At 74.9% G+C, this 22,618-nt stretch carries 22 protein-coding genes; 11 read left to right on the forward strand and 11 right to left on the reverse strand.

Annotated elements, in window-relative coordinates; genetic code table 11:
- Positions 1 to 47: 47 nt before the first annotated feature.
- Positions 48 to 1,310, reverse strand: coding sequence for a septation protein SepH (sepH, locus tag ACYSMR_RS14850; RefSeq protein WP_461746227.1), 1,263 nt, complete (start codon positions 1,308 to 1,310; stop codon positions 48 to 50).
- 297 nt (positions 1,311 to 1,607) lie between these two features.
- Here sepH and ACYSMR_RS14855 point away from each other — a divergent pair, with 297 nt between their 5' ends.
- A complete protein-coding gene (locus ACYSMR_RS14855) occupies positions 1,608 to 1,907 on the forward strand; it encodes a DUF4193 domain-containing protein (protein ID WP_251332479.1) in 300 nt (99 codons plus the stop codon).
- 147 nt (positions 1,908 to 2,054) lie between these two features.
- On the opposite strand, the gene ACYSMR_RS14860 is transcribed toward ACYSMR_RS14855, so the two are convergent.
- Positions 2,055 to 2,573, reverse strand: a complete 519-nt coding sequence (locus ACYSMR_RS14860) for a DUF3093 domain-containing protein (RefSeq protein ID WP_309125437.1) — start codon at positions 2,571 to 2,573, stop codon at positions 2,055 to 2,057.
- 122 nt (positions 2,574 to 2,695) lie between these two features.
- Here ACYSMR_RS14860 and dut point away from each other — a divergent pair, with 122 nt between their 5' ends.
- The 4 genes from dut (at position 2,696) to ACYSMR_RS14880 (ending at position 5,111) form a co-directional block, all read left to right on the forward strand.
- The gene (dut, locus tag ACYSMR_RS14865) at positions 2,696 to 3,124 is read left to right on the forward strand and encodes a dUTP diphosphatase (RefSeq protein WP_461748034.1); all 429 of its coding nucleotides are present in this window, start codon (positions 2,696 to 2,698) and stop codon (positions 3,122 to 3,124) included.
- A gap of 78 nt (positions 3,125 to 3,202) precedes the next feature.
- On the forward strand, positions 3,203 to 3,952 hold the full coding sequence (locus tag ACYSMR_RS14870; protein WP_461746230.1) for a DUF3710 domain-containing protein: 750 nt from the start codon (positions 3,203 to 3,205) through the stop codon (positions 3,950 to 3,952).
- Between the two features lie 3 nt (positions 3,953 to 3,955).
- Positions 3,956 to 4,363 carry a single stranded DNA-binding domain-containing protein gene (locus ACYSMR_RS14875; RefSeq protein WP_251332475.1) on the forward strand — a complete coding sequence of 136 codons (408 nt, stop codon included), beginning with the start codon at positions 3,956 to 3,958 and terminating at the stop codon, positions 4,361 to 4,363.
- A 13-nt stretch (positions 4,364 to 4,376) separates the two neighbouring features.
- Positions 4,377 to 5,111 (forward strand): DUF3159 domain-containing protein, encoded by a 735-nt coding sequence (locus ACYSMR_RS14880; RefSeq protein WP_461746232.1) that lies wholly within the window; start codon positions 4,377 to 4,379, stop codon positions 5,109 to 5,111.
- Positions 5,112 to 5,117: 6 nt separating this feature from the next.
- Here the strand turns inward: ACYSMR_RS14880 and ACYSMR_RS14885 are convergent, their stop codons facing one another.
- Positions 5,118 to 5,792, reverse strand: a complete 675-nt coding sequence (locus ACYSMR_RS14885; protein WP_251332473.1) for a potassium channel family protein — start codon at positions 5,790 to 5,792, stop codon at positions 5,118 to 5,120.
- Entirely contained in the window at positions 5,792 to 6,535 is a 744-nt protein-coding gene (locus tag ACYSMR_RS14890; RefSeq protein WP_251332472.1) for a potassium channel family protein, read from the reverse strand. The genes ACYSMR_RS14885 and ACYSMR_RS14890 overlap by 1 nt, the downstream gene beginning before the upstream one ends.
- A gap of 105 nt (positions 6,536 to 6,640) precedes the next feature.
- On the opposite strand from ACYSMR_RS14890, the gene ACYSMR_RS14895 reads away from it, so the two are divergent.
- The 4 genes from ACYSMR_RS14895 to dxs all read left to right on the forward strand — a co-directional run bounded on the left by ACYSMR_RS14895 (position 6,641) and on the right by dxs (position 15,259).
- The gene (locus tag ACYSMR_RS14895; protein ID WP_251332471.1) at positions 6,641 to 8,668 is read left to right on the forward strand and encodes an APC family permease; all 2,028 of its coding nucleotides are present in this window, start codon (positions 6,641 to 6,643) and stop codon (positions 8,666 to 8,668) included.
- The gene (locus tag ACYSMR_RS14900; protein WP_461746235.1) at positions 8,665 to 10,062 is read left to right on the forward strand and encodes a class I SAM-dependent RNA methyltransferase; all 1,398 of its coding nucleotides are present in this window, start codon (positions 8,665 to 8,667) and stop codon (positions 10,060 to 10,062) included. The genes ACYSMR_RS14895 and ACYSMR_RS14900 overlap by 4 nt, the downstream gene beginning before the upstream one ends.
- A gap of 155 nt (positions 10,063 to 10,217) precedes the next feature.
- Complete coding sequence (locus tag ACYSMR_RS14905; RefSeq protein WP_251332469.1) at positions 10,218 to 13,046, forward strand: aconitate hydratase; 2,829 nt, start codon at positions 10,218 to 10,220, stop codon at positions 13,044 to 13,046.
- A gap of 197 nt (positions 13,047 to 13,243) precedes the next feature.
- Positions 13,244 to 15,259 carry a 1-deoxy-D-xylulose-5-phosphate synthase gene (gene dxs, locus ACYSMR_RS14910; RefSeq protein ID WP_461746238.1) on the forward strand — a complete coding sequence of 672 codons (2,016 nt, stop codon included), beginning with the start codon at positions 13,244 to 13,246 and terminating at the stop codon, positions 15,257 to 15,259.
- Between the two features lie 16 nt (positions 15,260 to 15,275).
- On the opposite strand, the gene ACYSMR_RS14915 is transcribed toward dxs, so the two are convergent.
- A complete protein-coding gene (locus ACYSMR_RS14915) occupies positions 15,276 to 15,713 on the reverse strand; it encodes a Rieske (2Fe-2S) protein (protein WP_309125431.1) in 438 nt (145 codons plus the stop codon).
- Positions 15,714 to 15,962: 249 nt separating this feature from the next.
- Here ACYSMR_RS14915 and ACYSMR_RS14920 point away from each other — a divergent pair, with 249 nt between their 5' ends.
- Positions 15,963 to 16,448 carry a hypothetical protein gene (locus ACYSMR_RS14920; RefSeq protein WP_461746240.1) on the forward strand — a complete coding sequence of 162 codons (486 nt, stop codon included), beginning with the start codon at positions 15,963 to 15,965 and terminating at the stop codon, positions 16,446 to 16,448.
- 80 nt (positions 16,449 to 16,528) lie between these two features.
- Here ACYSMR_RS14920 and ACYSMR_RS14925 read toward each other — a convergent pair whose 3' ends face one another.
- From ACYSMR_RS14925 to msrB, 3 genes are all read right to left on the reverse strand, one after another.
- On the reverse strand, positions 16,529 to 17,893 hold the full coding sequence (locus tag ACYSMR_RS14925; protein WP_461746242.1) for an HRDC domain-containing protein: 1,365 nt from the start codon (positions 17,891 to 17,893) through the stop codon (positions 16,529 to 16,531).
- Positions 17,894 to 17,945: 52 nt separating this feature from the next.
- Positions 17,946 to 18,620, reverse strand: a complete 675-nt coding sequence (locus ACYSMR_RS14930; protein ID WP_461746244.1) for a DUF3000 family protein — start codon at positions 18,618 to 18,620, stop codon at positions 17,946 to 17,948.
- A 92-nt stretch (positions 18,621 to 18,712) separates the two neighbouring features.
- The gene (msrB, locus tag ACYSMR_RS14935; RefSeq protein WP_251332464.1) at positions 18,713 to 19,147 is read right to left on the reverse strand and encodes a peptide-methionine (R)-S-oxide reductase MsrB; all 435 of its coding nucleotides are present in this window, start codon (positions 19,145 to 19,147) and stop codon (positions 18,713 to 18,715) included.
- A 92-nt stretch (positions 19,148 to 19,239) separates the two neighbouring features.
- Between msrB and ACYSMR_RS14940 the strand changes: the two genes are divergently transcribed.
- Positions 19,240 to 20,544: an alpha/beta hydrolase family protein gene (locus tag ACYSMR_RS14940; RefSeq protein ID WP_251332463.1), complete on the forward strand. Its 1,305-nt coding sequence runs from the start codon at positions 19,240 to 19,242 to the stop codon at positions 20,542 to 20,544.
- 9 nt (positions 20,545 to 20,553) lie between these two features.
- On the opposite strand, the gene ybaK is transcribed toward ACYSMR_RS14940, so the two are convergent.
- From ybaK to ACYSMR_RS14955, 3 genes are read right to left on the reverse strand one after another with little or no spacing between them, the layout of a single operon-like run.
- A complete protein-coding gene (gene ybaK, locus ACYSMR_RS14945) occupies positions 20,554 to 21,045 on the reverse strand; it encodes a Cys-tRNA(Pro) deacylase (protein ID WP_251332462.1) in 492 nt (163 codons plus the stop codon).
- 19 nt (positions 21,046 to 21,064) lie between these two features.
- Entirely contained in the window at positions 21,065 to 21,520 is a 456-nt protein-coding gene (locus tag ACYSMR_RS14950) for a SufE family protein (protein ID WP_251332461.1), read from the reverse strand.
- Positions 21,517 to 22,425, reverse strand: coding sequence for a sulfurtransferase (locus ACYSMR_RS14955; RefSeq protein ID WP_251332460.1), 909 nt, complete (start codon positions 22,423 to 22,425; stop codon positions 21,517 to 21,519). The genes ACYSMR_RS14950 and ACYSMR_RS14955 overlap by 4 nt, the downstream gene beginning before the upstream one ends.
- Between the last annotated feature and the right edge of the window lie 193 nt (positions 22,426 to 22,618).

The following is a 22,618-nucleotide window of genomic DNA, read 5'->3' on the forward strand; positions in this document are numbered from 1 at the left end:
CTCTATCCCGTGCGGCGCCGCGGGTTCCCGCGCGCCGGCGGCCGGGCTCAGTCCGAGGAGCTGCCGAAGACGATCTCGTCCCAGCTGGGCACCGAGGACCGGTTCGAGCGGCGGGCCTTGGCCGTCCGGTTGCGGGGGCGGGGCCGGTCCGCGGAGGCGGGCTCGGCCGTGCTGCCGGCGTCGTCGGTCCCCGCGGAGGAGGCGGGGCCCTCGTCGCCGGCCGGCTCCGCCCCGGCCGCGGGCGCCTCGCCACGGTCCCCGGCCAGCTCCGCGGTCCGGTCGCCGACCGGGGCGGCGGGCTCGGGGGCCCGCTCCGGGGCCGCCGGCTCCCCCACGGGCTCCCCCACGAGCTCCTCCACCGGCTCCTCCGCCGGGGCGGCGGCGGGCTCGGGGACCGTCCCCCCGGGCCCGGCGGGGACGGGGAACTGCGTCGCGGCCTGGAAGGGGCGGTCGAAGACCGGGGTGTCCTCGGGGGCGCCGAGCGGGCGGGGCCGGTGCTCGAGGTGGCCCATGCCGCGGCCCAGCAGCTCGGCCAGGGCGTCGTCCCCCTGGACGTCCTCGCCGAGGCGCTGGCCGCGGCGGGCCTGCAGGACGTCGAGGAGGTCGTCGGCCTCCACGGCGGAGCGGCGCAGCTGGGTGAGCTCGGGGCCCAGGCCGCCGGGGACCACGCCCGCACCGGCGGTGATGGGGGTGTCCGGGCGCTCCGGCTCGGTCAGCGCCTCCGCCCACGCGTTGGCGGACCGGACGCTCTGGTTGGCGGGATTGAAGATCCACTCGGCCGGGGAGGGCTCCTCGCCGGGGGCGGCGGCCGGGTCCACCACGACGAACCGGGCGACGACCGTCCACAGCTGGTCCTCGCGCTGCCAGGAGTCCCACTCGAGGGAGGCCGGGTCCACGCCCAGCTCGCCCGCGCGGTGGGCGACGGCGCGGCCCAGCGTCAGGGGCTCGCCCTCGAAGACGGAGTGGTAGCCGCGGTGGGCGGTCGGGTCCTCGATCTCGACCTTCTGCGCCTCGGCGGCCACGTGGGCGCGCTCGGCGAGGATCGGCCACTCGTAGCGCCGGACCCGGGCGGCCTCCCAGCCGCTCTCGGCCACGATCTCGTCGACCGTGGCGCCGGCGCGGAAGCGCGCCTGGATCTCGCGGGGACCGAACTGCCCGCCCCGCTGGCGCGCCGCGGGCAGGCGCCGCGCCCGCTGGACGGCCAGCCGCAGCTCCTGGTCGATCCTCAGCAGGCGGCGGGTGCCCGTCTCGTCCTCGACGACCAGGTGCTCACCGTCGTCGTGCACACCTGCCAGGCGCAACTGCTCCATGCTCTCAATCCTCCGGTGGGTGGTTCTCGGGTGCGTCGCGGTCCTCGAGCGGGCACTGCGGGGCGGGATCGGGGGCCGCGCACTCCGCGCCGGGCCGGTCTCGCGCCCCAATCCTACTGGGCCGGCAGGCAGCCGCCGGGGACCGGTCGGAACGCCTCCTGCGGCCCGTTCGCGGGCAGGGGACACGGTTGGATTTTTGCCCACGTATGGTGAACAATCTACGCGATACAGAGCCCGGCGGGCCGCTTCGACGCCCCGCCGGAGCCACCCCCGGACCCATTGGAGCGAAGACGGACTATGGCCACTGACTACGACGCGCCGCGCAAGCAGGACGACGAGCTCAAGGAGGACTCGATCGAGGAGCTGCAGACCCGTCGCAGCGACTCGCAGTCGGGCAGCGTGGACGAGGACGAGGCCGCCGCCGCCGAGAGCTTCGAGCTTCCGGGCGCGGACCTGTCGAACGAGGAGCTCTCCGTCATCGTGCTCCCGGCCCAGGAGGACGAGTTCACCTGCGGGTCCTGCTTCCTGGTCCGCCACCGCTCGCAGATCGCCGAGGAGAAGAACGGCGTGAAGTACTGCGTCGAGTGCGTGGGCTGAGTCCGGCCCGGCGACCCGCTCCGCCTCCATGCAGAACCCCGCCGCGACGGCCGTCGCGGCGGGGTTCTGCATGGAGGCGGTCCTCGCGCCCCCAGGAAAGCGCTGCGGGGGCGGCCCCGGCGGCTCCGCCGACCGGTCCCCCGCGGCTCAGCGCCCGGCGAGGACCTCGACGATCCGCTCCGGGTGGCGGGAGGAGGTCAGCCAGTAGGGGGTGGGGTCCACGGGGTCGGTGATGCGGATCCGCACCACCGGGCCCACGGAGGCGCGGAAGTTCATGTAGGCGCGGGCGTCGAGCTCGGGCCCGCGCACCCAGCGGACGGCGTCGCCGCGGAACGCCTCCGCCTCGCCCACGAAGCGCCGCTCGATGCGGGCCCGGCCCACCTGCAGGTGCTCCCGGGTGACGACGATCGACGGGCTGGAGACCGCCAGGGCGATGCCGGCACCGCCGGCGGCCACGACGGCGGCGGCCGCGGCGACCCACGGGTTGACGGGGGCCAGGGACACGAACACGACGGCGCCCACGAACAGGACGAGCAGCCACATCCACCACGCGGGCGAGAGCCGCTCCTCGTACAGGACCTCGGAGCCGGTCCCGTCCGGGCCGGACGGGCGGGGACGGCGGGGGTCGTCGGCGGGGGACGCGCTGGAGGAGGCAGGGTGGGACATGCCTTAAGACTCTCACGACTGCGCAGGCCGTCCCGCCCGCCCCCGTGGCGTTAGAGTGGGGCACTGTGAACGACCAGTCGACAGGCCACCGGCCGCCGCCCGGGACCGGGTGCCCGCTCAGCATCGCCCTGCGGGCCCTCGATCCCGACCTGCCCCTCCCCGTGTACGCGAAGCCCGGGGACGCCGGCGCGGACCTGCGCTCCCGCGTGGACGTGACCCTGGCCCCCGGTTCGCGGGCACTGGTGCCCACCGGCGTGGCGCTCGCCCTGCCCGTGGGCTACGCGGGGTTCGTCCACCCGCGCTCCGGGCTCGCCGCCCGCCACGGGATCACCGTCGTCAACGCCCCCGGCACGGTGGACTCCGGCTACCGCGGGGAGATCATGGTGACCCTGCTCAACACGGACACCGCCGAGGCCTTCGAGGTGCGCCGGGGCGACCGGATCGCGCAGCTGGTCGTGCAGCGCGTCGAACAGGCCGTCTTCGAGGTGGTCGAGGCCCTGCCGCCCTCCGAGCGCGGGGGCTCGGGCTTCGGCTCCAGCGGCACCGCCTGAGACCGCGCCCGCACCCGAGGCCCCACCGCGAGCAGACCCACGAGCCGGCACGGCGTGCCGGCGGAGGAGAACGAGAACATGTTCGGTCGCAAGAAGAAGCAGCCGCAGCAGGACGCCGCGCCCGGCGGGCACGAGGACGTGCCCGCCGGAGAGGCCGCCGCGGCGGACGCCGCCGAGGCCGCCGCGAAGGCCCGGCAGGAGCCGCGGGGACCGCTCGACGTCTCCCAGCTCGAGCACCGGGACGGCTACCTCGACCTCGGGTCGCTGCTCGTGCGGCCCCGCAAGGGCCTGGGCGTGCGCCTCGAGATCGACGAGCGCACCCAGCGCCCCCGCGCCGTGGCCCTGGACCTGGACGGCGGCTCCGTCCAGGTGCAGGCGTTCGCCGCCCCGCGCTCCGAGGGGCTGTGGGACGAGGTGCGCCGCGAGCTCGTCGAGTCCCTGCGCACGAGCAACGGGGAGCCCCGGATCGAGGAGGGCCCCTTCGGGCTCCAGGTCCTCACCCGCTTCCCGGCCACCGCCTCGGACGGCACGCGCGGCTTCCGCCTCGCGCGCTTCGTCGGCGTCGACGGGCCCCGCTGGTTCGTCCGCGCCGTGTTCACGGGCACCGCGGCCGTGGCCGCCGAACCGGCCGCGGCCCTGGAGGAGGTCCTGCGCGAGCTGGTGGTCGTGCGCGGCGACAAGCCCATGCCCCCGCGAGAGCTGCTGCCGCTGAGCGTGCCCGAGGGCGCGGTCCGCCGCCCGGCAGGCACGCCCGCGCCGGACCCCGCGCCCGAGCCGGCCCCCGCGCGTCCCCCGCAGCGCGGCCCGGAGATCACGGAGATCGGCTGAGCCGTGACGACGACCTGGACCCGCCCCCCGCGCGCGACGGCCGCGACGGGGGCGATCGACGTCATCACCGAGGACCCGGTGTGCGCGGGCGACCTCGACCCCGCCACCGCGGCCCGGGGCGGGCGCCGCCGCGTGATGGCCACCGGGCTGGTCGAGGAGGTCACCGTTCCCCCGGTGACGGGCGTGCAGAGCTACTGCGCGCTGCTCGTGCCCGACTGCTCCCCGGCGCTGGGGGAGGACGGCCGCCCCGAGCCCCGCCCCCTGCGGCTCGTCTGGCAGGGCCAGCGCAGCGTGCCGGGGGTGACCGCCGGCACCCGGCTGCGCTGCGTGGGCGTGGTCAGCTTCCGGGACGGGCGGCCCACGATGTTCAACCCGCGCTACGAGATCATCGCCAAGCAGGTCGGCAGATAGGACAGGTCAGCACATGACGGACCCCAGCGAGCCCCGGGAGGACACCGAGCCGCCGCGGCGCGCCCGCGACCTGGAGCGCTCGATGGCCGCCTACGCGGCCCGCTCCGGGATGCGCCGCCGGGCCGACGGCCAGCTCGACGTGCTGCACGCCGTGGGCGGCTGGCGCGGGCTCGCCGAGACGATCCTGCCCGGCGTCGTGTTCCTGGCCGTGCTCCTGATCGGCGGCGTCCTGGGCCCCGCCCTGCTCGCCTCGCTGGGCGCGGCGGCCCTGTTCACGGTGCTGCGGCTGGTCCAGCGCCAGAGCCTCCTCCAGGCCGTCTCCGGGTTCGTGGGCGTGGGGGTCTGCTCGCTCGTGGCCCGGGCCACCGGCGAGGCGCTGGACTACTACGTGCCCGGCTTCTGGATCAACGCGATCTGGTGCGCCGGCCTGGGCGTGTCCCTGCTCGCGCGCTGGCCGCTGCTCGGCGTGTTCTACGGGTACATCCGCGGGGAGGGCACGCAGTGGCGCGGGGTGGCGGTGCGCCGCCGCGCCTACCAGATCGCCACCGGCATGCTGATGGCCATGTTCGCGGCCCGGCTCCTCGTGCAGGTGCCCCTGTACCTCGCGGAGAACGTCACCGGCCTGGGCGTGGCCCGCCTGGTGATGGGCGTGCCGCTGTACGCGCTGACCCTGTGGCTCGCGTGGCTCGTCTCCCGGCCCCCGCAGCAGGTCGCCGGGACGCAGGACGGGACGCAGGACGGGGTCTGAGCCCCCTCAGGCCCCGTGCTCGCCGGCGGTGGTGAACATCGCCCGCAGCTGGGCCTCGCCCTCGGCGCTGGAGACGAAGAACAGCTGGTCGGCGCCCTCGAGGACGTCGTCCCCGGACGGGGTGATGGGCACGCCGTCGCGCAGGATCGCCACGAGCGTCACCTCCGGCGGCCACGGCACCTGCGAGACCATGGTGGCGATCACGGGGTGCTCGTGCGGGACCGTGTACGCCGAGAGCATCGCCCCGCCCGTCTGCAGCGTCAGCAGCCGCACGACGTCGCCGACCTCGACCGCCTCCTCGACGAGCGCCGTCATCAGCCGCGGCGTCGAGACCGCGACGTCCACGCCCCACGCGTCGTCGAAGAGCCACTCGTTCTTGGGGTTGTTGACGCGCCCGACCGTGCGGGGCACGCCGAACTCGCTCCGGGCCAGGAGGGAGACCACGAGGTTCGCCTTGTCGTCGCCCGTCGCGGCGACGACGACGTCGGTGTCCTCCAGCCCGCCCTCCCGCAGCGTGGACAGCTCGCAGGCGTCGCCGATGATCCACTGCGCCCCGCGCAGGTCGGAGCGCCCGATCACCTCCGGCTTCTCGTCGAAGATCACCACCTCGTGGCGGTGCGAGAGCAGCTCCCGGGCGATGGAGGCGCCCACGGCGCCCGCGCCCACGATCACCACGCGCATCAGCTGCCTCCCGGGTAGCGGTCGTCGCCGGCCACGCCGTCGGCGTCGCGGCGCAGCGAGCTGGCCAGGTCGAGGACGTCCGGGCTCGGCGGCCGGGACAGCACCCGGGTGACGGCCTCGACGTCGTCGGTGCGCATCATGGCGTGCACCACGTCCCCCTGCTGGTAGCTGGTGTCCGGGCCCGGCAGGATGCCCTCCCCGAAGCGGGTCACGAACGCGACGCGCACCCCGGTGGCCTCCGCGATCGCGTCGAGGTGCAGGCCGGACCAGGAGTCGTCGAGCAGGAGCTCCGCGAGCTGGAGCCGCCCGGAGGCCTCCCGGAAGTCCGCGGTGATCGACTGCTCCGGCAGGATCCGGCGCAGCGCCTGGTCGGCGCTCCAGCGCACGGCGGCGACCGTAGGGATGCCCAGGCGCTGGTAGAACTCGGCGCGGTTGGGGTCGTAGATGCGGGCGACCACCCGGCGCACCTTGAAGGTCTCGCGCGCCACCCGGGCGGCGATGATGTTGGAGTTGTCCCCGCTGGAGACCGCCGCGAACGCGTAGGCCTCCTCGATCCCGGCGCGGCGCAGCACCTCGCGGTCGAAGCCCAGGCCCGTGACCTTCTTGCCCCCGAAGGACTTGCGCAGCCGGCGGAACGCCCGGTCGTCCTGGTCGATGACCGCGACGGTGTGCCCGGAGTCCTCGAGGGTGTGGGCGATCATCACGCCGACCCGCCCGACTCCCATGATCACGAAGTGCGCCATGGCTCCCAGCCTAGGCCACCCCGGGGACCGTCCCGGCGCGGGGGCGGCGCAGCTCACGTCCCCCGTGGCGGACAATCGCGGCGGGACGGACTAGCGTGGGGAGCCGTGCAGAGCATTCCCCGGGCGCTCAGGCGTGCACTCGTCGGCAAGCCCATCCACAACGAGCGTCTCGGCGACGCCGTGCTGCCCAAGCGCACGGCCCTGCCGGTCTTCTCGGCCGACGCCCTCTCGTCCGTGGCCTACGCCCCGGACGAGATCATCCTCACCCTCGCCCTGGCGGGCACGACGGCGGTCGCGGTCTCCCCGCTGGTCGGCCTGGCCGTGCTCGTGGTGCTCGCCGTGGTGATCACCGCGTACCGGCAGAACGTGCGCGCCTACCCCTCCGGCGGGGGCGACTACGAGATCGTCTCCAAGAACCTGGGCCGCGCCGCCGGGGTGGGCGTGGGGGCGGCGCTGATGGCCGACTACGTCCTCGTCGTCGCCGTGTCCATGGCCACGGCCGCCCAGTACGTCACCGCCGCGCTGCCGGCCCTCGCCGACCGGCGGGTCGAGCTGGCCGTCGGGGGGATCCTGCTCGTGGGCCTGCTGAACCTGCGCGGGCTGGCGTTCATGGGCCGGGCCGCGGCCGTGCCCACCTACTTCTTCCTGGCCGTGCTCACGGCCCTCATCCTCGTCGGCGTGGGCCGGGACCTCGCGGGCAGCCTCGGCACCGCCCCCAGCGCCGCGTACGAGGTGCTGCCCGCGGCCGGCTTCGACGCCGGCCTCGCCGGGCTGGCCGGGGCGCTGCTGGTGCTGCGCGCCTTCTCCTCGGGCGCCGTGGCGCTCACGGGGGTCGAGACCATCACGAACTCCGTCCCCTACTTCCGCAAGCCCCGCGCCGTCAACGCCGCGGCCACGCTCGGGCTGCTCGGCGCGCTCGCGGCCGCGCTGCTGGCCGGGGTGATGTACCTCGCCGACCGCGCGGGCGTCGTGGTGGTGGGGGACCCGGCCGAGCAGCTGCTCATCGACGGCCGCCACCCCGCTCCCGACTTCTTCCAGGACCCCGTCCTGGGCCAGCTCGCCCGCACCGTCTTCGGGCCGGAGTCCCTGTGGTTCTTCGTGCTCGTGGCCGCCACCGTGGGGGTGCTCGTGCTGGCCGCCAACACGGCGTTCTCCGGCTTCCCCACGCTGGCCTCGCGGCTCGCCCGCGACGCCTTCCTGCCCCGGCAGCTGCAGGCCCGCGGGGACCGCTACGCCTTCACCAACGGCATCGTCCTGCTGCTGCTCGTGGCCGTGGTCCTCACCGTGGCGTTCGGGGCCAACGTCAACCGGCTCATCCAGCTCTACATCGTGGGCGTGTTCGTCTCGTTCACGCTCACCCAGGCCGGGATGCTCCGGCACTGGGCGCGGGTCGGCCGGCTGCGCCGCCACCACGGCGACCGGCGCGAGCTGCTCGTGCGCCGGGCGGTGGCGCTCGTGGCGTTCGTCCAGTGCGCCGCCGTGCTCGTGGTCGTGCTCGTCACCAAGCTGACCCAGGGCGCGTGGATCACCATCGTGGCCCTCGCCGCGCTGGGCGCGGTGATGTGGGGGATCCGCCGCCACTACGACGCCGTGGACGCCGAGCTCGCCCTCGAGCCCGACTCCCCGGTGCGGGCCCTGCCCTCGCGCGTGCACGCCATCATCTACGTGTCCTCCGTGCGCAAGCCCCTCATGCGCGCCCTCGCCTACGCCCGGGCGTCCCGGCCCTCGACCCTGGAGGCGGTCGTGGTGGACACGAACGCCGCCGCGACCCAGCGGATCCTCGCCGAGTGGCAGCGCCTGGAGATCCCCGTGCCCGTCACCGTGCTCAACTCCCCGTACCGCGACACGATCGGCCCCCTCGTGGACCACGTCCGGGGGGTGCGCCGGAAGTCCCCGCGGGACCTCGTCGTCGTCTACCTGCCCGAGTACGTCGTGCACCGGCGGTGGGAGCGGCTGCTGCACAACCAGGCGATCCGGCCCCTGCGGGCCCGGCTGCACCAGGAGCGCGGGGTCATGACCGCCTCCGTGCCCTGGCACCTGTCCACCGCCGCGGGCCGGGACGTGGGCCCCGAGTCCGCCACCGCCCCCGCCGACCGGCCCGCCGGTCCCGACGAGAAAGCGTTCCGCCCGTGAGCCCTGCCACCGACCCCGCCGCCCCCGCGGCCCCCGCCGAGCTCGAGCTGCGGCTCGGGCCCATCGCCCACGGCGGGCACACCGTCGCGCGCACCGCCGAGGGCCGGGTGGTCTTCGTCCGCCACGGCCTGCCCGGCGAGCGCGTGCGCGTGCGGCTCACCGAGGCCGCATCCGACGCCCGGTTCTGGCGGGGCGACGTCGTGAACGTCCTCCAGGCCGACCCGCACCGGCGCGAGCGCCACGCGTGGGAGCTCGCCGACCCCCTCGTGACGTGGGCCCGGGGGCGGGCCCCCGTGGGCGGGGCCGAGCTCGGCCACGCCGAGCTGCCCGCCCAGCGGCAGCTCAAGGCCGCCGTCGTCGCGGAGCAGCTCTCCCGGCTGGCCGGCCTCGAGCACGAGGTGGTCGTCGAGGCCATGCCGGGGGAGGACCCCCGGGGGCTCGGCTGGCGCACGCGCGCGCACTTCGCGGTGGACGCGGCCGGACGGATCGGGATGCACCCGCACCGCAGCGCCGAGATCGTGCCCGTGGACCGCTTCCCGCTCGTGCTCCCCGCCATCGACGGGCTCCGGCTCGCGGAGCTGGACCTGCGCGGCGCGGAGCGCGTCGACGTCGCCGCCCCCGCCGACGGCGGGGCCCCGCTGGTGCACCTCACGCTCGCCCCGGAGGCGGACGGCGGTCGGCTGCGGCGGGAGCTGGGGCGGCTCGCCGCCGGCCGGGACGTCTCCGTCACCGCCCGGGCCGCCGGGGCCCGGGAGCCCGAGACGTGGGCAGGACGCCCGTCCGTCGTCGAGCACGCGGGCCCGTACCGCTGGGAGGTCTCCGCCGAGGGCTTCTGGCAGATCCACCGCTGCGCCCCCGGGCTGCTGCACCGGGCGGTGCCCGACGCCGCGGCCGCCCGCCCCGGCGAGCACGCCCTGGACCTCTACGCGGGGGCGGGCCTGTTCACCGCCGCGCTCGCCGACGCCGTGGGCGGGGACGGGACGGTCGTGGCCGTCGAGGGCTCCCCGGTCACCAGCGCCGACGCCCGGCGCACCTTCGCCGACCGCCCGCAGGTGCGCGTCGAGCGCGGCAGCGTGGAGAAGGTCCTCGGCCGGCTCTGGCCGGAGGCCGGCCCCGCCCCGCGCGGCCGGCGCCGGCCTGCCCGGGGCCGCGGCCCGGCGCGCCCCGACGTCGTGCTCCTGGACCCGCCCCGGGCCGGGGCCGGGCGCACCGTCGTGGACCAGCTCGTGGCCCTGGCCCCGCGCCGGGTCGCGTACCTCGCCTGCGACCCCGCGACGCTGGCGCGGGACCTGGGCCGCTTCCGCCGGGCGGGATGGCGCGTGCGCTCCGTGCGGGCCTTCGACATGTACCCGAACACCCACCACGTGGAGACCCTCGCCGTCCTGGAGCCCTGACCGGCAGCGCCGTGTGTCGGCCCCGGCGCGACCCGCCGAGGCCGGGCCGTCCGCACGGGCTACACTGACAGGTGACTGTTCGCGGAGGAACACCGGGCATCCCGGCTCCTCGAGCGAACGTTTCCCAGACGGTGGCGAGAAGGAGTTCCACGCATATGAGCACGGTGGACAGCTTCGGAGCCAAGGGCGTCCTCGACGTCAACGGCACCGAGTACGAGATTTTCCGACTGAACGCGCTGGAGGGGGCCCAGAAGCTCCCGTTCAGCCTCAAGGTTCTGCTCGAGAACCTGTTGCGCACCGAGGACGGCGCCAACATCACCTCCGAGCACATCAACGCCCTGGCGAACTGGGACGCGAGCGCCGAGCCCAGCATCGAGATCCAGTTCACCCCCGGCCGCGTCATCATGCAGGACTTCACCGGCGTGCCCTGCATCGTCGACCTGGCGACCATGCGCGAGGCCATCGCCGACCTCGGCGGCGACCCCGCCCGCGTGAACCCGCTGGCCCCGGCCGAGCTCGTGATCGACCACTCCGTGCAGATCGACTCGTTCGGCAGCCACGAGTCGATCGAGCGCAACATGGACATCGAGTACCAGCGCAACGGCGAGCGCTACCAGTTCCTGCGCTGGGGCCAGACCGCGTTCGACGACTTCAAGGTCGTCCCGCCGGGCATGGGCATCGTCCACCAGGTGAACATCGAGAACCTCGCCCGCGTGGTGATGACCCGCGAGGTCGACGGCACGCTGCGCGCCTACCCGGACACCTGCGTGGGCACCGACTCCCACACCACCATGGAGAACGGCCTCGGCGTGCTGGGCTGGGGCGTGGGCGGCATCGAGGCGGAGGCCGCGATGCTCGGCCAGCCGATCTCCATGCTCATCCCGCGCGTCGTGGGCTTCAAGCTCACCGGCGAGATCCCGGCGGGCGCCACCGCGACCGACGTCGTGCTGACGATCACCGAGATGCTGCGCCAGCACGGCGTGGTCGGCAAGTTCGTCGAGTTCTACGGCGAGGGCGTCGGGGCGGTGCCGCTGGCCAACCGCGCGACCATCGGCAACATGAGCCCCGAGTTCGGCTCGACCGCCGCGATCTTCCCGATCGACGACGTCACCATGGACTACCTGCGCCTGACCGGGCGCTCCGAGGAGCAGCTCGCGCTCGTCGAGGCGTACGTCAGGGAGCAGGGCATGTGGCACGACCCGGCGAAGGAGATCACCTTCTCGGAGTACCTCGAGCTGGACCTCTCCACCGTGGTCCCCTCGATCTCCGGCCCGAAGCGCCCGCAGGACCGCATCTCCCTCACGGAGGCCAAGGCGCAGTTCCAGGAGGACCTCCTGAACTACGCCACGCACGTGGACGAGGACGTCACCGCCGGCAACTCCGCCGACGAGGCCTCCGCCCAGTCGTTCCCGGCCTCCGACGCCCCGGCCTACATGCCGGAGCACGCCCAGTCCAAGAACGACGAGCCGCGCGAGCACCACGCCCATGCCGAGACCGGGCGCCCCACGAAGCTGGTCCCCGTGAGCATGCCCGACGGGCGCGAGTTCGAGCTGGACCACGGCGCCGTGTCGATCGCCTCGATCACCTCGTGCACCAACACCTCCAACCCGTCGGTGATGATGGCCGCGGCCGTGCTGGCCCGCAACGCCGTCGAGAAGGGGCTCAAGGCGAAGCCGTGGGTCAAGACCTCGATCGCCCCGGGCTCGAAGGTCGTCACCGACTACTACGAGAAGTCCGGCCTGGTGCCGGCGCTCGAGGAGCTCGGCTTCTACATCGTCGGCTACGGCTGCGCGACCTGCATCGGCAACTCCGGCCCGCTGGAGGAGGAGATCTCCCAGGCCATCCAGGACAACGACCTGGCCGTGACCTCGGTGCTCTCGGGCAACCGCAACTTCGAGGGCCGGATCAACCCGGACGTGAAGATGAACTACCTGGCGTCCCCGCCGCTGGTCATCGCCTACGCCCTGGCCGGGAACATGGACTTCGACTTCGAGAACGAGCCCCTGGGCCAGGACTCGGAGGGCAACGACGTGTACCTCAAGGACATCTGGCCGGACCCGGTCGAGGTCCAGAAGATCATCGACGCGTCCATCGACACGGAGATGTTCACCCGCGAGTACGGCACCATCTTCGACGGCGACGAGCGCTGGCAGACCCTGGACACCCCGACCGGCAAGACCTTCGAGTGGGACCAGGCGTCCACCTACGTGCGCAAGCCACCGTACTTCGAGGGCATGACGATGGAGACCACCCCGGTGGAGGACATCACGGGCGCCCGCGTGCTGCTCAAGCTGGGCGACTCGGTCACCACCGACCACATCTCCCCGGCGGGCTCCTTCAAGTCCGACACCCCGGCGGGCAAGTACCTCATCGAGAACGGCGTGGAGCGCAAGGACTTCAACTCCTACGGCTCCCGCCGCGGCAACCACGAGGTCATGATCCGCGGCACCTTCGCCAACATCCGGATCAAGAACCAGCTCCTGGACGGGGTCGAGGGCGGCTTCACCCGCGACTTCACCCAGGAGGGCGGCCCGCAGGCCGCCGTCTACGACGCCGCGATGAACTACAAGGAGGCCGGCGTCCCGCTGGTCGTGCTGGGCGGCAAGGAGTACGGCTCCGGGTCCTCGCGCGACTGGGCCGCGAAGGGCACCTCCCTGCTGGGCGTCAAGGCCGTCATCGCCGAGAGCTACGAGCGCATCCACCGCTCCAACCTCATCGGCATGGGCGTGCTGCCGCTGCAGTTCCCGGCCGGGGAGTCCGCGGGCTCCCTCGGCCTGGACGGCACCGAGGTCTTCGACGTCCAGGGCGTGACCGCGCTCAACGAGGGCACCACCCCCGGGACGCTGAAGGTCTCCGCCCGCAAGGAGGACGGCTCCACCGTCGAGTTCGACGCCGTGCTGCGCATCGACACGCCGGGCGAGGCGGACTACTACCGCAACGGCGGCATCCTGCAGTACGTGCTCAGGAACATCGCCAAGTCCTGATCCCCGTCCCGCCCACCCGGGCGGGCGGCGGCGAACGGAGGGCCCGGTCCGCGAGGACCGGGCCCTCCGGCGCTCTCGGGGCCCCGCGGCCCGCACCGGCCCGTCGGGGCGAGCGAGTAGGATCGTGAGGACGTGCCGGCCCGGTGATCCCGGATCCGGTGCCGCCGACCACGACGCCGAGGACCACGGGAGGAAGCATGAGCGTGCTGGAGCGGGTGTCCGGCCCGGAGGACCTCGCGGGGCTGAGCCGCGCCGAGCTGGGCGAGCTCGCGGCCGAGATCCGCGACTTCCTCGTCACCCACGTCTCCGCCACCGGCGGGCACCTGGGACCCAACCTCGGGGTCGTGGAGCTGACCATGGCGGTGCACCGGGTCTTCGACTCGCCCCGGGACGCCATCGTCTTCGACACCGGCCACCAGTCCTACGTGCACAAGCTGCTCACCGGGCGCAAGGACTTCGCGACGCTGCGCCAGCAGGGCGGCCTGGCCGGCTATCCCGACCGCGCCGAGTCCGTGCACGACATCGTGGAGTCCTCCCACGCCTCGTCGTCCCTGTCCTGGGCCGACGGCATCTCCCGCGGCTACGCCATGACGGGGCAGGCGGACCGGCACGCCGTCGTCGTGGTCGGCGACGGCGCGCTCACGGGCGGGATGGCCTGGGAGGCCATCAACAACATCGCCTCCGACCGGCACCGCAAGGTCGTCATCGTCGTCAACGACAACGGCCGCTCCTACGCCCCCACGGTCGGCGGCTTCGCCAACCGCCTCGCCGAGCTGCAGGCCAGCGTCCAGCAGGGCGTCGACGCCGTGCGCACCGACCGCCGCTACGAGCAGACGCTCGAGTCGGTCAAGAACCTGCTCAGGCACTCCGGGCCCCTCGGCGGGATGGTCTACCGCGGCCTGCACGGGATGAAGCAGGGCATCAAGGACGTCGTGGTCCCGCAGGGCATCTTCGAGGACCTCGGGATGAAGTACGTCGGCCCGGTGGACGGGCACGACCTCGAGGCCGTCGAGCAGGCCCTCACCAACGCCAGGAACTTCGGCGGGCCCGTCATCGTGCACGCCATCACGGAGAAGGGGCACGGCTACCCGCCGGCCATCGCCCACGAGGACGACCAGTTCCACGCGGTCGGCGTCATCGACCCCCTCACAGGACGCTCCACCGCCACCAGCTCCGAGCGCAGCTGGACGGCCGTGTTCCGCGACGAGATCGCGCGCATCGCCGACGAGCGCGAGGACGTCGTGGGCGTCACGGGCGCCATGCTCATCCCCGTGGGGCTGCAGAAGATGCAGGCCGCCCACCCCGACCGGGTGGTGGACGTGGGCATCGCCGAGCAGCACGCCATCGCGATGGCCGCGGGCATGGCCTACGGAGGGCTGCACCCCGTGGTGGCCCTCTACGCCACGTTCCTCAACCGGGGCTTCGACCAGCTGCTCATGGACGTGGCCCTGCACCGGGCCGGCGTCACGGTGGTCCTGGACCGCGCCGGCGTCACCGGCCCGGACGGGCCCAGCCACCACGGCATGTGGGACCTCGCGCTGCTCCAAATCGTGCCCGGCCTGCACCTGGCCGCCCCGCGCGACGAGCCGACCCTCGTGGAGGAGCTGCGGGAGGCGGTGGCCGTCGACGACGCCCCCACCGTCATCCGCTACCCCAAGGGCCCCGTGGGCGCCCCGGTGCCCGCCCTGGACCGGCTGGTCGACGGGGTGGACGTGCTCGCCCGCCGGGGCGGGGAGGGCGGCGGCGAGGGCGCCCGCCGCGACGTGCTGCTCGTGTCCGTCGGGGCGATGAGCGGGCTCGCCCTCGACGTCGCCGACCGGCTCGAGGCGCACGGGGTGTCCTCGACCGTCGTCGACCCCCGCTGGGTGCTGCCCGTGCCGCGCTCGGTGATCGAGCTCGCGGCCGAGCACCGGATCGTCGTGGTCGTCGAGGACGGGGTGCGCGCCGGGGGCATCGGCTCCCGCATCCGGCAGGAGATGCGCGCCGCCGGGGTGGACACCGCCCTGAACGAGGTCGGCCTGCCCACGCGGTTCCTCGCCCACGGCTCCCGCTCCCAGGTCCTGGAGCGCGTGGGCCTCACCGCCCAGCGGGTGGCCCAGGACACGCTGGCGTCCGTGCTGGGCACCCGGGTGCCCTACGCCCGACCGATCGAGCCGGACGCGGTCCGCGGCGGCGACGACGGCGCGCCGCTGCCCCGCCTACGCAGGCGCTGAGCGCCCCGCCGGGGCCTCAGCCCAGGACGATCCGCCCGCCGGTGACGGCCACGGGATAGGGCTCGAGCCCGCTGCGGGCGGGGCCGCTGACGACGTCGCCCGTGGTGAGGTCGAACTCCGAGGCGTGGCACGGGCAGACGTAGCGCTTCTCCCGGGGCGCCACCATGCACCCCTGGTGGGGGCAGACGGGGGAGAACGCCACGACCGTGTCCGGCGCCGGGCGCCCGACGACCGCCTGCACCCCGTCCTGGTCGACCTTCACGGCCGAGCCCACGGGCAGGTCCTCGACGGGGCCCAGGTCCACCGGCGAGCCCGGCCCCGCCGCCGGTGCCTCGTCGCTGCTGCCGCACGCGGTCAGGGCCGCGGCCGCGCCGGCCGCCAACCCGGCCGCCCCCAGGACGGAGCGTCGCCGCGGGCCGCAGGGAACGGGGTGGTCGGGCTCGGGTGCGGTCACGGTGGTCCTCTCGACGACGACGGACGGGGTCTGCCGCCAGTCTAGGGGCCCGGGCCCGGGCCCCCGGACGGGGCCGTCACACAGCGGGCCCGGGTGATCGCTGACAGCGGAGCCGCGCCGGGACGCTGTCGGGCGGGGCGCGTTCCTCAGTAGGATGACGATGACAGCACCCAGCGGGCCGAACCGCGCACGACCGGCTCCACCACGCGCTCCGGGCCCCACCGCCCGGACGGACGGAAGGACACCAGCATGCTCAAGCGCCTCATCTTCGTCACCGGGTTCGGGGCCGGCTTCGTCGTCGGCTCGGCCTCGGGCCGCAAGAGCTACGAGACCCTCAAGCAGAACGCCCTCAGGACGTGGCAGGACCCGAAGGTCCAGGAGAAGGTCTCCGGCGGGACCGACTGGGTCCGGGCCGAGGTCCCCGTGGTCGGCGGCAAGCTCGCCGACAGCGCCAAGAAGGCCGCCGGCACCGTGGGGGCCAAGGCCTCCGACGCGTCCTCCACGGTCAAGGAGAAGGTCTCCGGCTCCTCGGCGGAGTCCTCCGGGACCGCCTCCCCGGGGACGGCGGCCACGACCTCCGGCACCACGACACCGGGCACCACGACGCCGGGCACCACGACCTCCGGGGCCGCGTCCAGCGACTTCGCCGACCTGGAGACCGCGAAGCCGGTCACCCCGGAGCCCACCACGGATCCCGCCGCGCCGTTCCCGGCCCCCGGCGACACCCCGCGCTGACGCAGGTCCGCGTCCCGCACCGCGCGGAGGGCCCCGGCCGACGGCCGGGGCCCCTCCGCGCGGTGCGGGCACCGGGCGGCTCACGCCGCCGGGGCGTCCTCGTCCCCGGGGGCGTCCGGCGCCCCGGCCGGGGACCCGGCGAGCTCGGCCTGGCGCTCGGCGCGCCGGCGGGCGCGCAGCTCCCGCCAGGTCGCCCCAATGACGGGCGCGGTCAGCTCGACCTGCCACGCGCGGGCCCCCAGCGTCCGCAGCCGGTCGCCCACGGCCTGGTCGGTCGTGCTCTTGGGCGGCTGCCAGCAGAAGCGCCGCAGGTGCTCGGGGGTCAGCAGGTTCTCCGTGGGCATCTCGTGCTCCTCCGCCAGCTCCGTGACGACGGGCTTGAGGGCCTTCAGCCGCTCGGCGGCCTCGGGACGCTTGGCCTCCCACGCCTTCACGGGCGGCAGGGCGTCCGACTTCACGGTGAACGGCACAAGCTCCGTGGCCTGGCGCGCGTCGGCGATCGCCCGCAGCCACCGGGGGGCCTCCCGGGCCGCCAGCCGCCCGTGGAAGGCGGGGGTGGCGAGCAGCTGCGGCACGGTCCGCGGCATGGCGGACGCCGCCGCCACGAGCGCCGCGTCCGGCAGCAGGCGCCCGGGGGAGAGGTCCTTGTGCTGGGCCAGGCGCTCCCGCTCCTCCCACAGGTTGCGCAGGGCCGTGAGCTGCCGGCGGCCCTTGACCTTGTTGATCCCGGAGGTCTTGCGCCACGGGTCCTTCCGCGGCGGGGCGGGCGGGGCGGTGCGCACCGCCTCGAACTCCTGCAGCGCCCACTCGAGCTTGCCCTTCTCCCGCAGCAGCTCCTCCAGGGCCCAGCGCAGCGGGATGAGCATCTCGACGTCGAGGGCCGCGTAGTTGAGCCAGTCCTTCGGCAGCGGGCGCCGGGACCAGTCCACGGCGGAGTGCTCCTTGGCGAGCGTGTAGCCGAGCAGCTCCTCGGTCTCCGCGGCCAGCCCCACGCGCCGGAGGCCGGCGATCCGCCCGCCCAGCTCGGTGTCGAACAGGGCGTCCGGGTGCATGCCGAGGGCCCGCAGGGAGGGGAGGTCCTGCGTGGCCGCGTGCAGGACCCACTCGACCCCGGACAGCGCCTCGCCCAGCACGGCGAGGGAGCCCGTGGCCTCCGGGTCGACGAGCACGGTGCCCACGCCCTCGCGGCGCAGCTGCACGAGGAACGCGCGCTGGCCGTACCGGAAGCCGGACGCCCGCTCGGTGTCGATCGCGGCCGGGCCCGTGCCCTCGGCCACGGCGGCGGCGGCCCGCTCCAGGCCGGCCGGGGTGTCGATGACGGGCGGGACGCCGTCGAACGGCGCCGAGAGGTGGACGCTGTCGGGGATCTCGTACTCCTCGAACCCGGCGACCACGGAGGTCGCGGGCTCGTCGGTGGCGGATCGGCGGTCGGCTGGGTCGGTCAAGGAGCGTCTTCGATTCTGTGTCGGCCCCGGCGGGGCGCGGTCGGTTCGGTGGTCAGCGGCGCGGGTGCAGCACGGTCACGCCCTGCGGGTACGGGGGCAGCCCGGCGAACGTGCACAGCGCGTCCGTCCAGGCCGCCAGGTGCGGCTCCACGTCGGGGCCGTCGGGCGTCCACGAGGCGCGCAGCTCGACGTCGGCCCCCTCCTCCTGGTCGCCCAGGACCCCGAAGCCCTCGGCGAGGACGCGGGAGGCGGTGCCGCCCTCCCGAGAATATCCGGCCCGGTGCCGGTCCAGGGCCTCGAGCAGCCACGTCCAGGCGATCGCGCCCGCCGTGTCGTCGCAGCCGACCTCCCGCTCCACGGCGGTCCGCGCCCACGTGACGATGCGGAATGCGCCGCCCCACGTGGGGGGCTCCGCGGGGTCGTGCAGGAGCACGAAGCGGCCCGTGGCCAGCTCGTCCAGGGCCGCCGCGGGCGCCCGGCCCGCGGCCACGAGCGGACCGGCGGGGGCCCCGGGCGCCCCCGGCCGGACCGGCGAGGGGGCGGGCCCGCCGGGCAGGCCCGCCGGGCTGCGCACGTCGGCGCGCACCGCGAGCGCGAACGGGGCCAGGTGCGTGGGGGCGGGGATCTCCGTGAGCTCGATCCCCTCCCGGGCGTGGGAACGGCGCAGCTGCGCGAGGGTCGCCCGGAAGTCCTGGGGCACCCATGACATGTCGTTCACCGCGCTCACACTGGCAGGGTAGGCCGTCCCGGGGCGGGTGTGGGCCGTGCCACGCCGCCGGGCCGGATGTGACGAGGCTCCCGCGCGGGGACCGGGGCGGCTCACGACTCGGCGGGCACCAGGCGGACCGAGACCGAGTTGATGCAGTACCGCAGGTCGGTCGGGGTGGGGAAGCCCTCCCCGCCGAAGACGTGGCCCAGGTGGGACCCGCACGCGGCGCAGCGCACCTCGACGCGCTCCATGCCCAGGGCCGTGTCCTTGATGTACCTGACCCGCTCCTCCGCCAGCGGCGCCCAGAAGGAGGGCCAGCCGCAGTGGGCGTCGAACTTGGTCTCGGAGCGGAACAGCTCCGCCCCGCAGGCGCGGCACGCGTAGACGCCCTCGGTCTCCGTGTCCCAGTACTCCCCGGTGAAGGGCCGCTCCGTGCCGGCCTCGCGCAGCACGTGGTACTCCTCGGGGGACAGGATCGAGCGCCAGTCCTCCTCGGTGCGGGCGGCGGGGTCGGGTCGGTCGCCGGTCCGGGTGGGCTCGGTCATGGTCTCCTCCGTGGTCAGCTCGGCAGTCGGGTCGGAAAGGACAACCACGCGTCGGGCCCGGTTATGCCCGCCGCCCGTGGAAGACTGGGAGCATGCTCCGACGTCTCCTCCCGCCCCCCGCCGCCCCCGACCCTGCGCCCGCCACGCAGTGGGCCCGCGGCGCCGTGGTGGGCGCCGCGGTGACCGTGGGCGCCGCCTCGCTGACCTTCGGGCTCTCGAGCGCGGCGGCCGCGTACTTCGCCCGCCAGGTCGTGGTGCCGCCCAAGTACCGCTCCGAGGACCTGCCGATCCTCGGCCTCGCCCGCACGGGCGAGGCCGGCGACCCGTCCGCCGCGACGCTCGTGAAGCTGCCGGCGACGGTCGACACGACCGTCGCCGGGACGTACAGCCTGCGCTTCGACGCCGGCCGCGGGCACGCCCGGATCGGGGCGATCCGCGCCTGGTCCCCGCAGGAGGGCACCGTGACCCGCGTCGTCGAGGAGGTCTACACCGGGGACCTGTCCACGGCCTCCCGCGGCTTCTGGTCCGGCACCGTCTACCCGGACCCGGGGGCGGCGGGGCTGCCGTTCGAGGAGGTGGAGATCCCCATCGAGGTCGGCCCGGCCCCGTGCTGGGTCGTGCCGGCCGAGGGCGGGCCCACCCCCGAGGGGGAGCGGCCCCGCGTCCTGCCGGGGCCCTGGGCGATCATGGTCCACGGCCGCGGGGCGAACCGGATGGAGACCGTGCGCGCCGTGCCGGTGGCGCGGGAGCTGGGGCTGACGTCGCTGCTGATCTCCTACCGCAACGACCGGGAGGCCCCGCCCACGCACGACAACCGCTACGGGCTGGGCTTCACGGAGTGGAAGGACGTGCAGACGGCCATCAGCTACGCCAAGTCCCGGGGGGCCACGCAGATCGTGCTGTTCGGCTGGTCCATGGGCGGGGCGATCTCCCTGCAGACGGCGGACCTGTCCTTCTACCGGGACGACATCGCGGCCCTCGTGCTCACCGGCCCGGTGGTGGACTGGTTCGAGCTCATCGCCCACCACTCCCGCACCCGGCGCGTGCCCTCCGGGATCGGGCGGCTGGCCACGAACCTCATCTCGCACCGGGCGGGCCGGATGCTCACCGGTCTGGCCGCGCCGGTGGACCTCAAGGCCCTGGACTGGCTCTCCCGCTCCGACCACCTGCGCGCGCCCACGCTGATCCTGCACTCCGTGGACGACGAGTTCGTCCCCGCCGAGAGCTCGCGGCTGCTCGCGGAGCAGAACCGCCTGGTGGAGTTCGTGCCCTTCGCCCGGGCCCGGCACACGAAGGAGTGGAACGTGGACCCGCGGCGGTGGGAGGACGCCGTGCGGCGCTGGCTGCCGGCCCGGCTGGCGGAGCACGCGCGCACGAGCGCCCCGGCCCAGGCCTGAAGGCCCGGCTCAGGCCTGGAGCGCCGCCGTGCGCCCGCCCGTGAGCCGCAGCAGGTCCGCGGGGGAGAGCTCGACGTCGAGCCCGCGCCGCCCGCCCGAGACGAGGACCGTGGGCCACGCGGCGGCCGAGTCGTCCAGCAGGGTGGGCGAGGGCGCCTTCTGGGCCAGCGGGGAGATCCCGCCGACCACGTAGCCGGTGCGCCGCTCCGCGAGCCGGGGCTCGGCCAGGGCCGCCCGCTTCCAGCCCAGGGCGGCCGCCGCCGCCCGCAGGGACAGCCGCGCGGAGACGGGGACCACCGCGACCGCCCAGTCCCGCTCGTGCACCACCATCAGCGTCTTGAACACCTGCCCGGGGTCCCGGCCCAGCGCGGCGGCGGCCTCCAGGCCGAAGGACGCCGCCGCGGGGTCGTGGTCGTACTCGTGCACGGCGTAGGCCACGCCGGCCCGCTCCAGCGCCGCGACGGCCGCCGTCGGGCCGGCGCGGCGCGAGCTCCTCGCCACGCCGGTGCCGCCGCGCCGCTCAGGCGTCCTGCAGCTCGCGGACCCGGCGCTTGATCCGGGCGAGCATCGCCGACATCCCGCGCATCCGCAGCGGGGAGACGAGCTGGGTGAGCCCGAAGCGCTCCGGCAGGTCGTCGGGGATCTCGAGGACCTGCTGCGCGGGCAGCCCGTCGAGGCCCTCGTGCAGGATCGAGGCGAAGCCGCGCGTGGTCGGGGCCTCGGCGGGGGCCGAGAAGAACAGCCGCACCGGGGTGTCCGGGCCGGGCTCGGCGTCCTCGTCCCACTCGACGGCCAGGAACAGCGGCGACTGGCACTCCACGACCTGCTCCAGCTCCTCCGGGTGCTCGCCCAGCCGGGAGGGCAGCGCCGGCAGGGAGCGGGAGAACTCGAGCAGCAGCTGCAGCTTGTCCTCCTGGGGGACCGCGGTGAAGTCGTCGACCAGCTCCTCGAGCTGGGCGGGCAGCGCCGCGGTCACCGGGCGCTCCCGGGGACCTCGCCGCGCTCCGCGCCCAGCACGATGGGCACGCGCACGGAGTTGCCCCACTCCGTCCACGACCCGTCGTAGTTGCGCACCTTGTCGTAGCCGAGCAGGTACTTCAGCACGAACCAGGTGTGGGAGGAGCGCTCGCCGATGCGGCAGTAGGCGATGATGTCGTCGTCCGCGGCGAGGCCGACCTCGTCGCGGTAGATCGCCTCGAGCTCCTCGCGGGAGCGGAACCGGGCGTCCTCGGCGGCGGCCCGGGCCCACGGCACGGACGCGGCCGTGGGGATGTGCCCGCCGCGCAGGGTGCCCTCCTGCGGGTACTCGGCCATGTGCGTGCGCTCGCCGGTGTACTCGGGCAGGGAGCGGACGTCGATCAGGGGGTTCTGCCCCAGGTGGGCGAGGACGTCCTCCTGGTACGCCCGGGCCCGGGAGTCGTCGCGCTCCACCACGGGGTAGTCGGCGCGCTCGGGCACGACCCTGTCCGTGGACAGCTCGCGGCCCTCGGCGATCCACTTGTCCCGGCCGCCGTTCATCAGCCGCACGTCCGGGTGGCCGAAGAGCTCGAAGACCCACAGGGCGTAGGCCGCCCACCAGTTGGACTTGTCGCCGTAGACGACGACCGTGGTGTCGCGGGAGATGCCCTTGCGGGACATCAGCTCGGCGAACCCGGCGCCGTCGACGTAGTCGCGGGTGTCGGGGCGGTTGAGGTCGGTGTGCCAGTCGATCTTCACGGCGCCGGGGACGTGCCCGGTCTCGTAGAGCAGGACGTCCTCGTCGGACTCGACGACGACGACGCCCGGGTCGGCCAGGTGCTCGGCGACCCACTGGGTGGACACCAGTCGCTCGGGGTGCGCGTACTGCGCGAACTCTTCGTTGTTCTCCACGGCAACGCCCATGGGGGATCCTTCCGGGTGGGGAGCGGGTGGGGCCCTCGCGGGCCGGGTTCCTCCCCAGCGTAGTGCGCCGGGGCCGATCACGTCCCGGCGCGGCCCCGGGGGAGCCAGCCGGTAAAATCGCCGGAGCACCTCCGTGCGCCCGCCGGCGCACGGACGCCCAGCGAACCGCCGGCCGCGGCGGACAGAGAGGTTC

The sequence above is a fragment of the Kocuria sp. U4B genome (genome assembly GCF_054875615.1).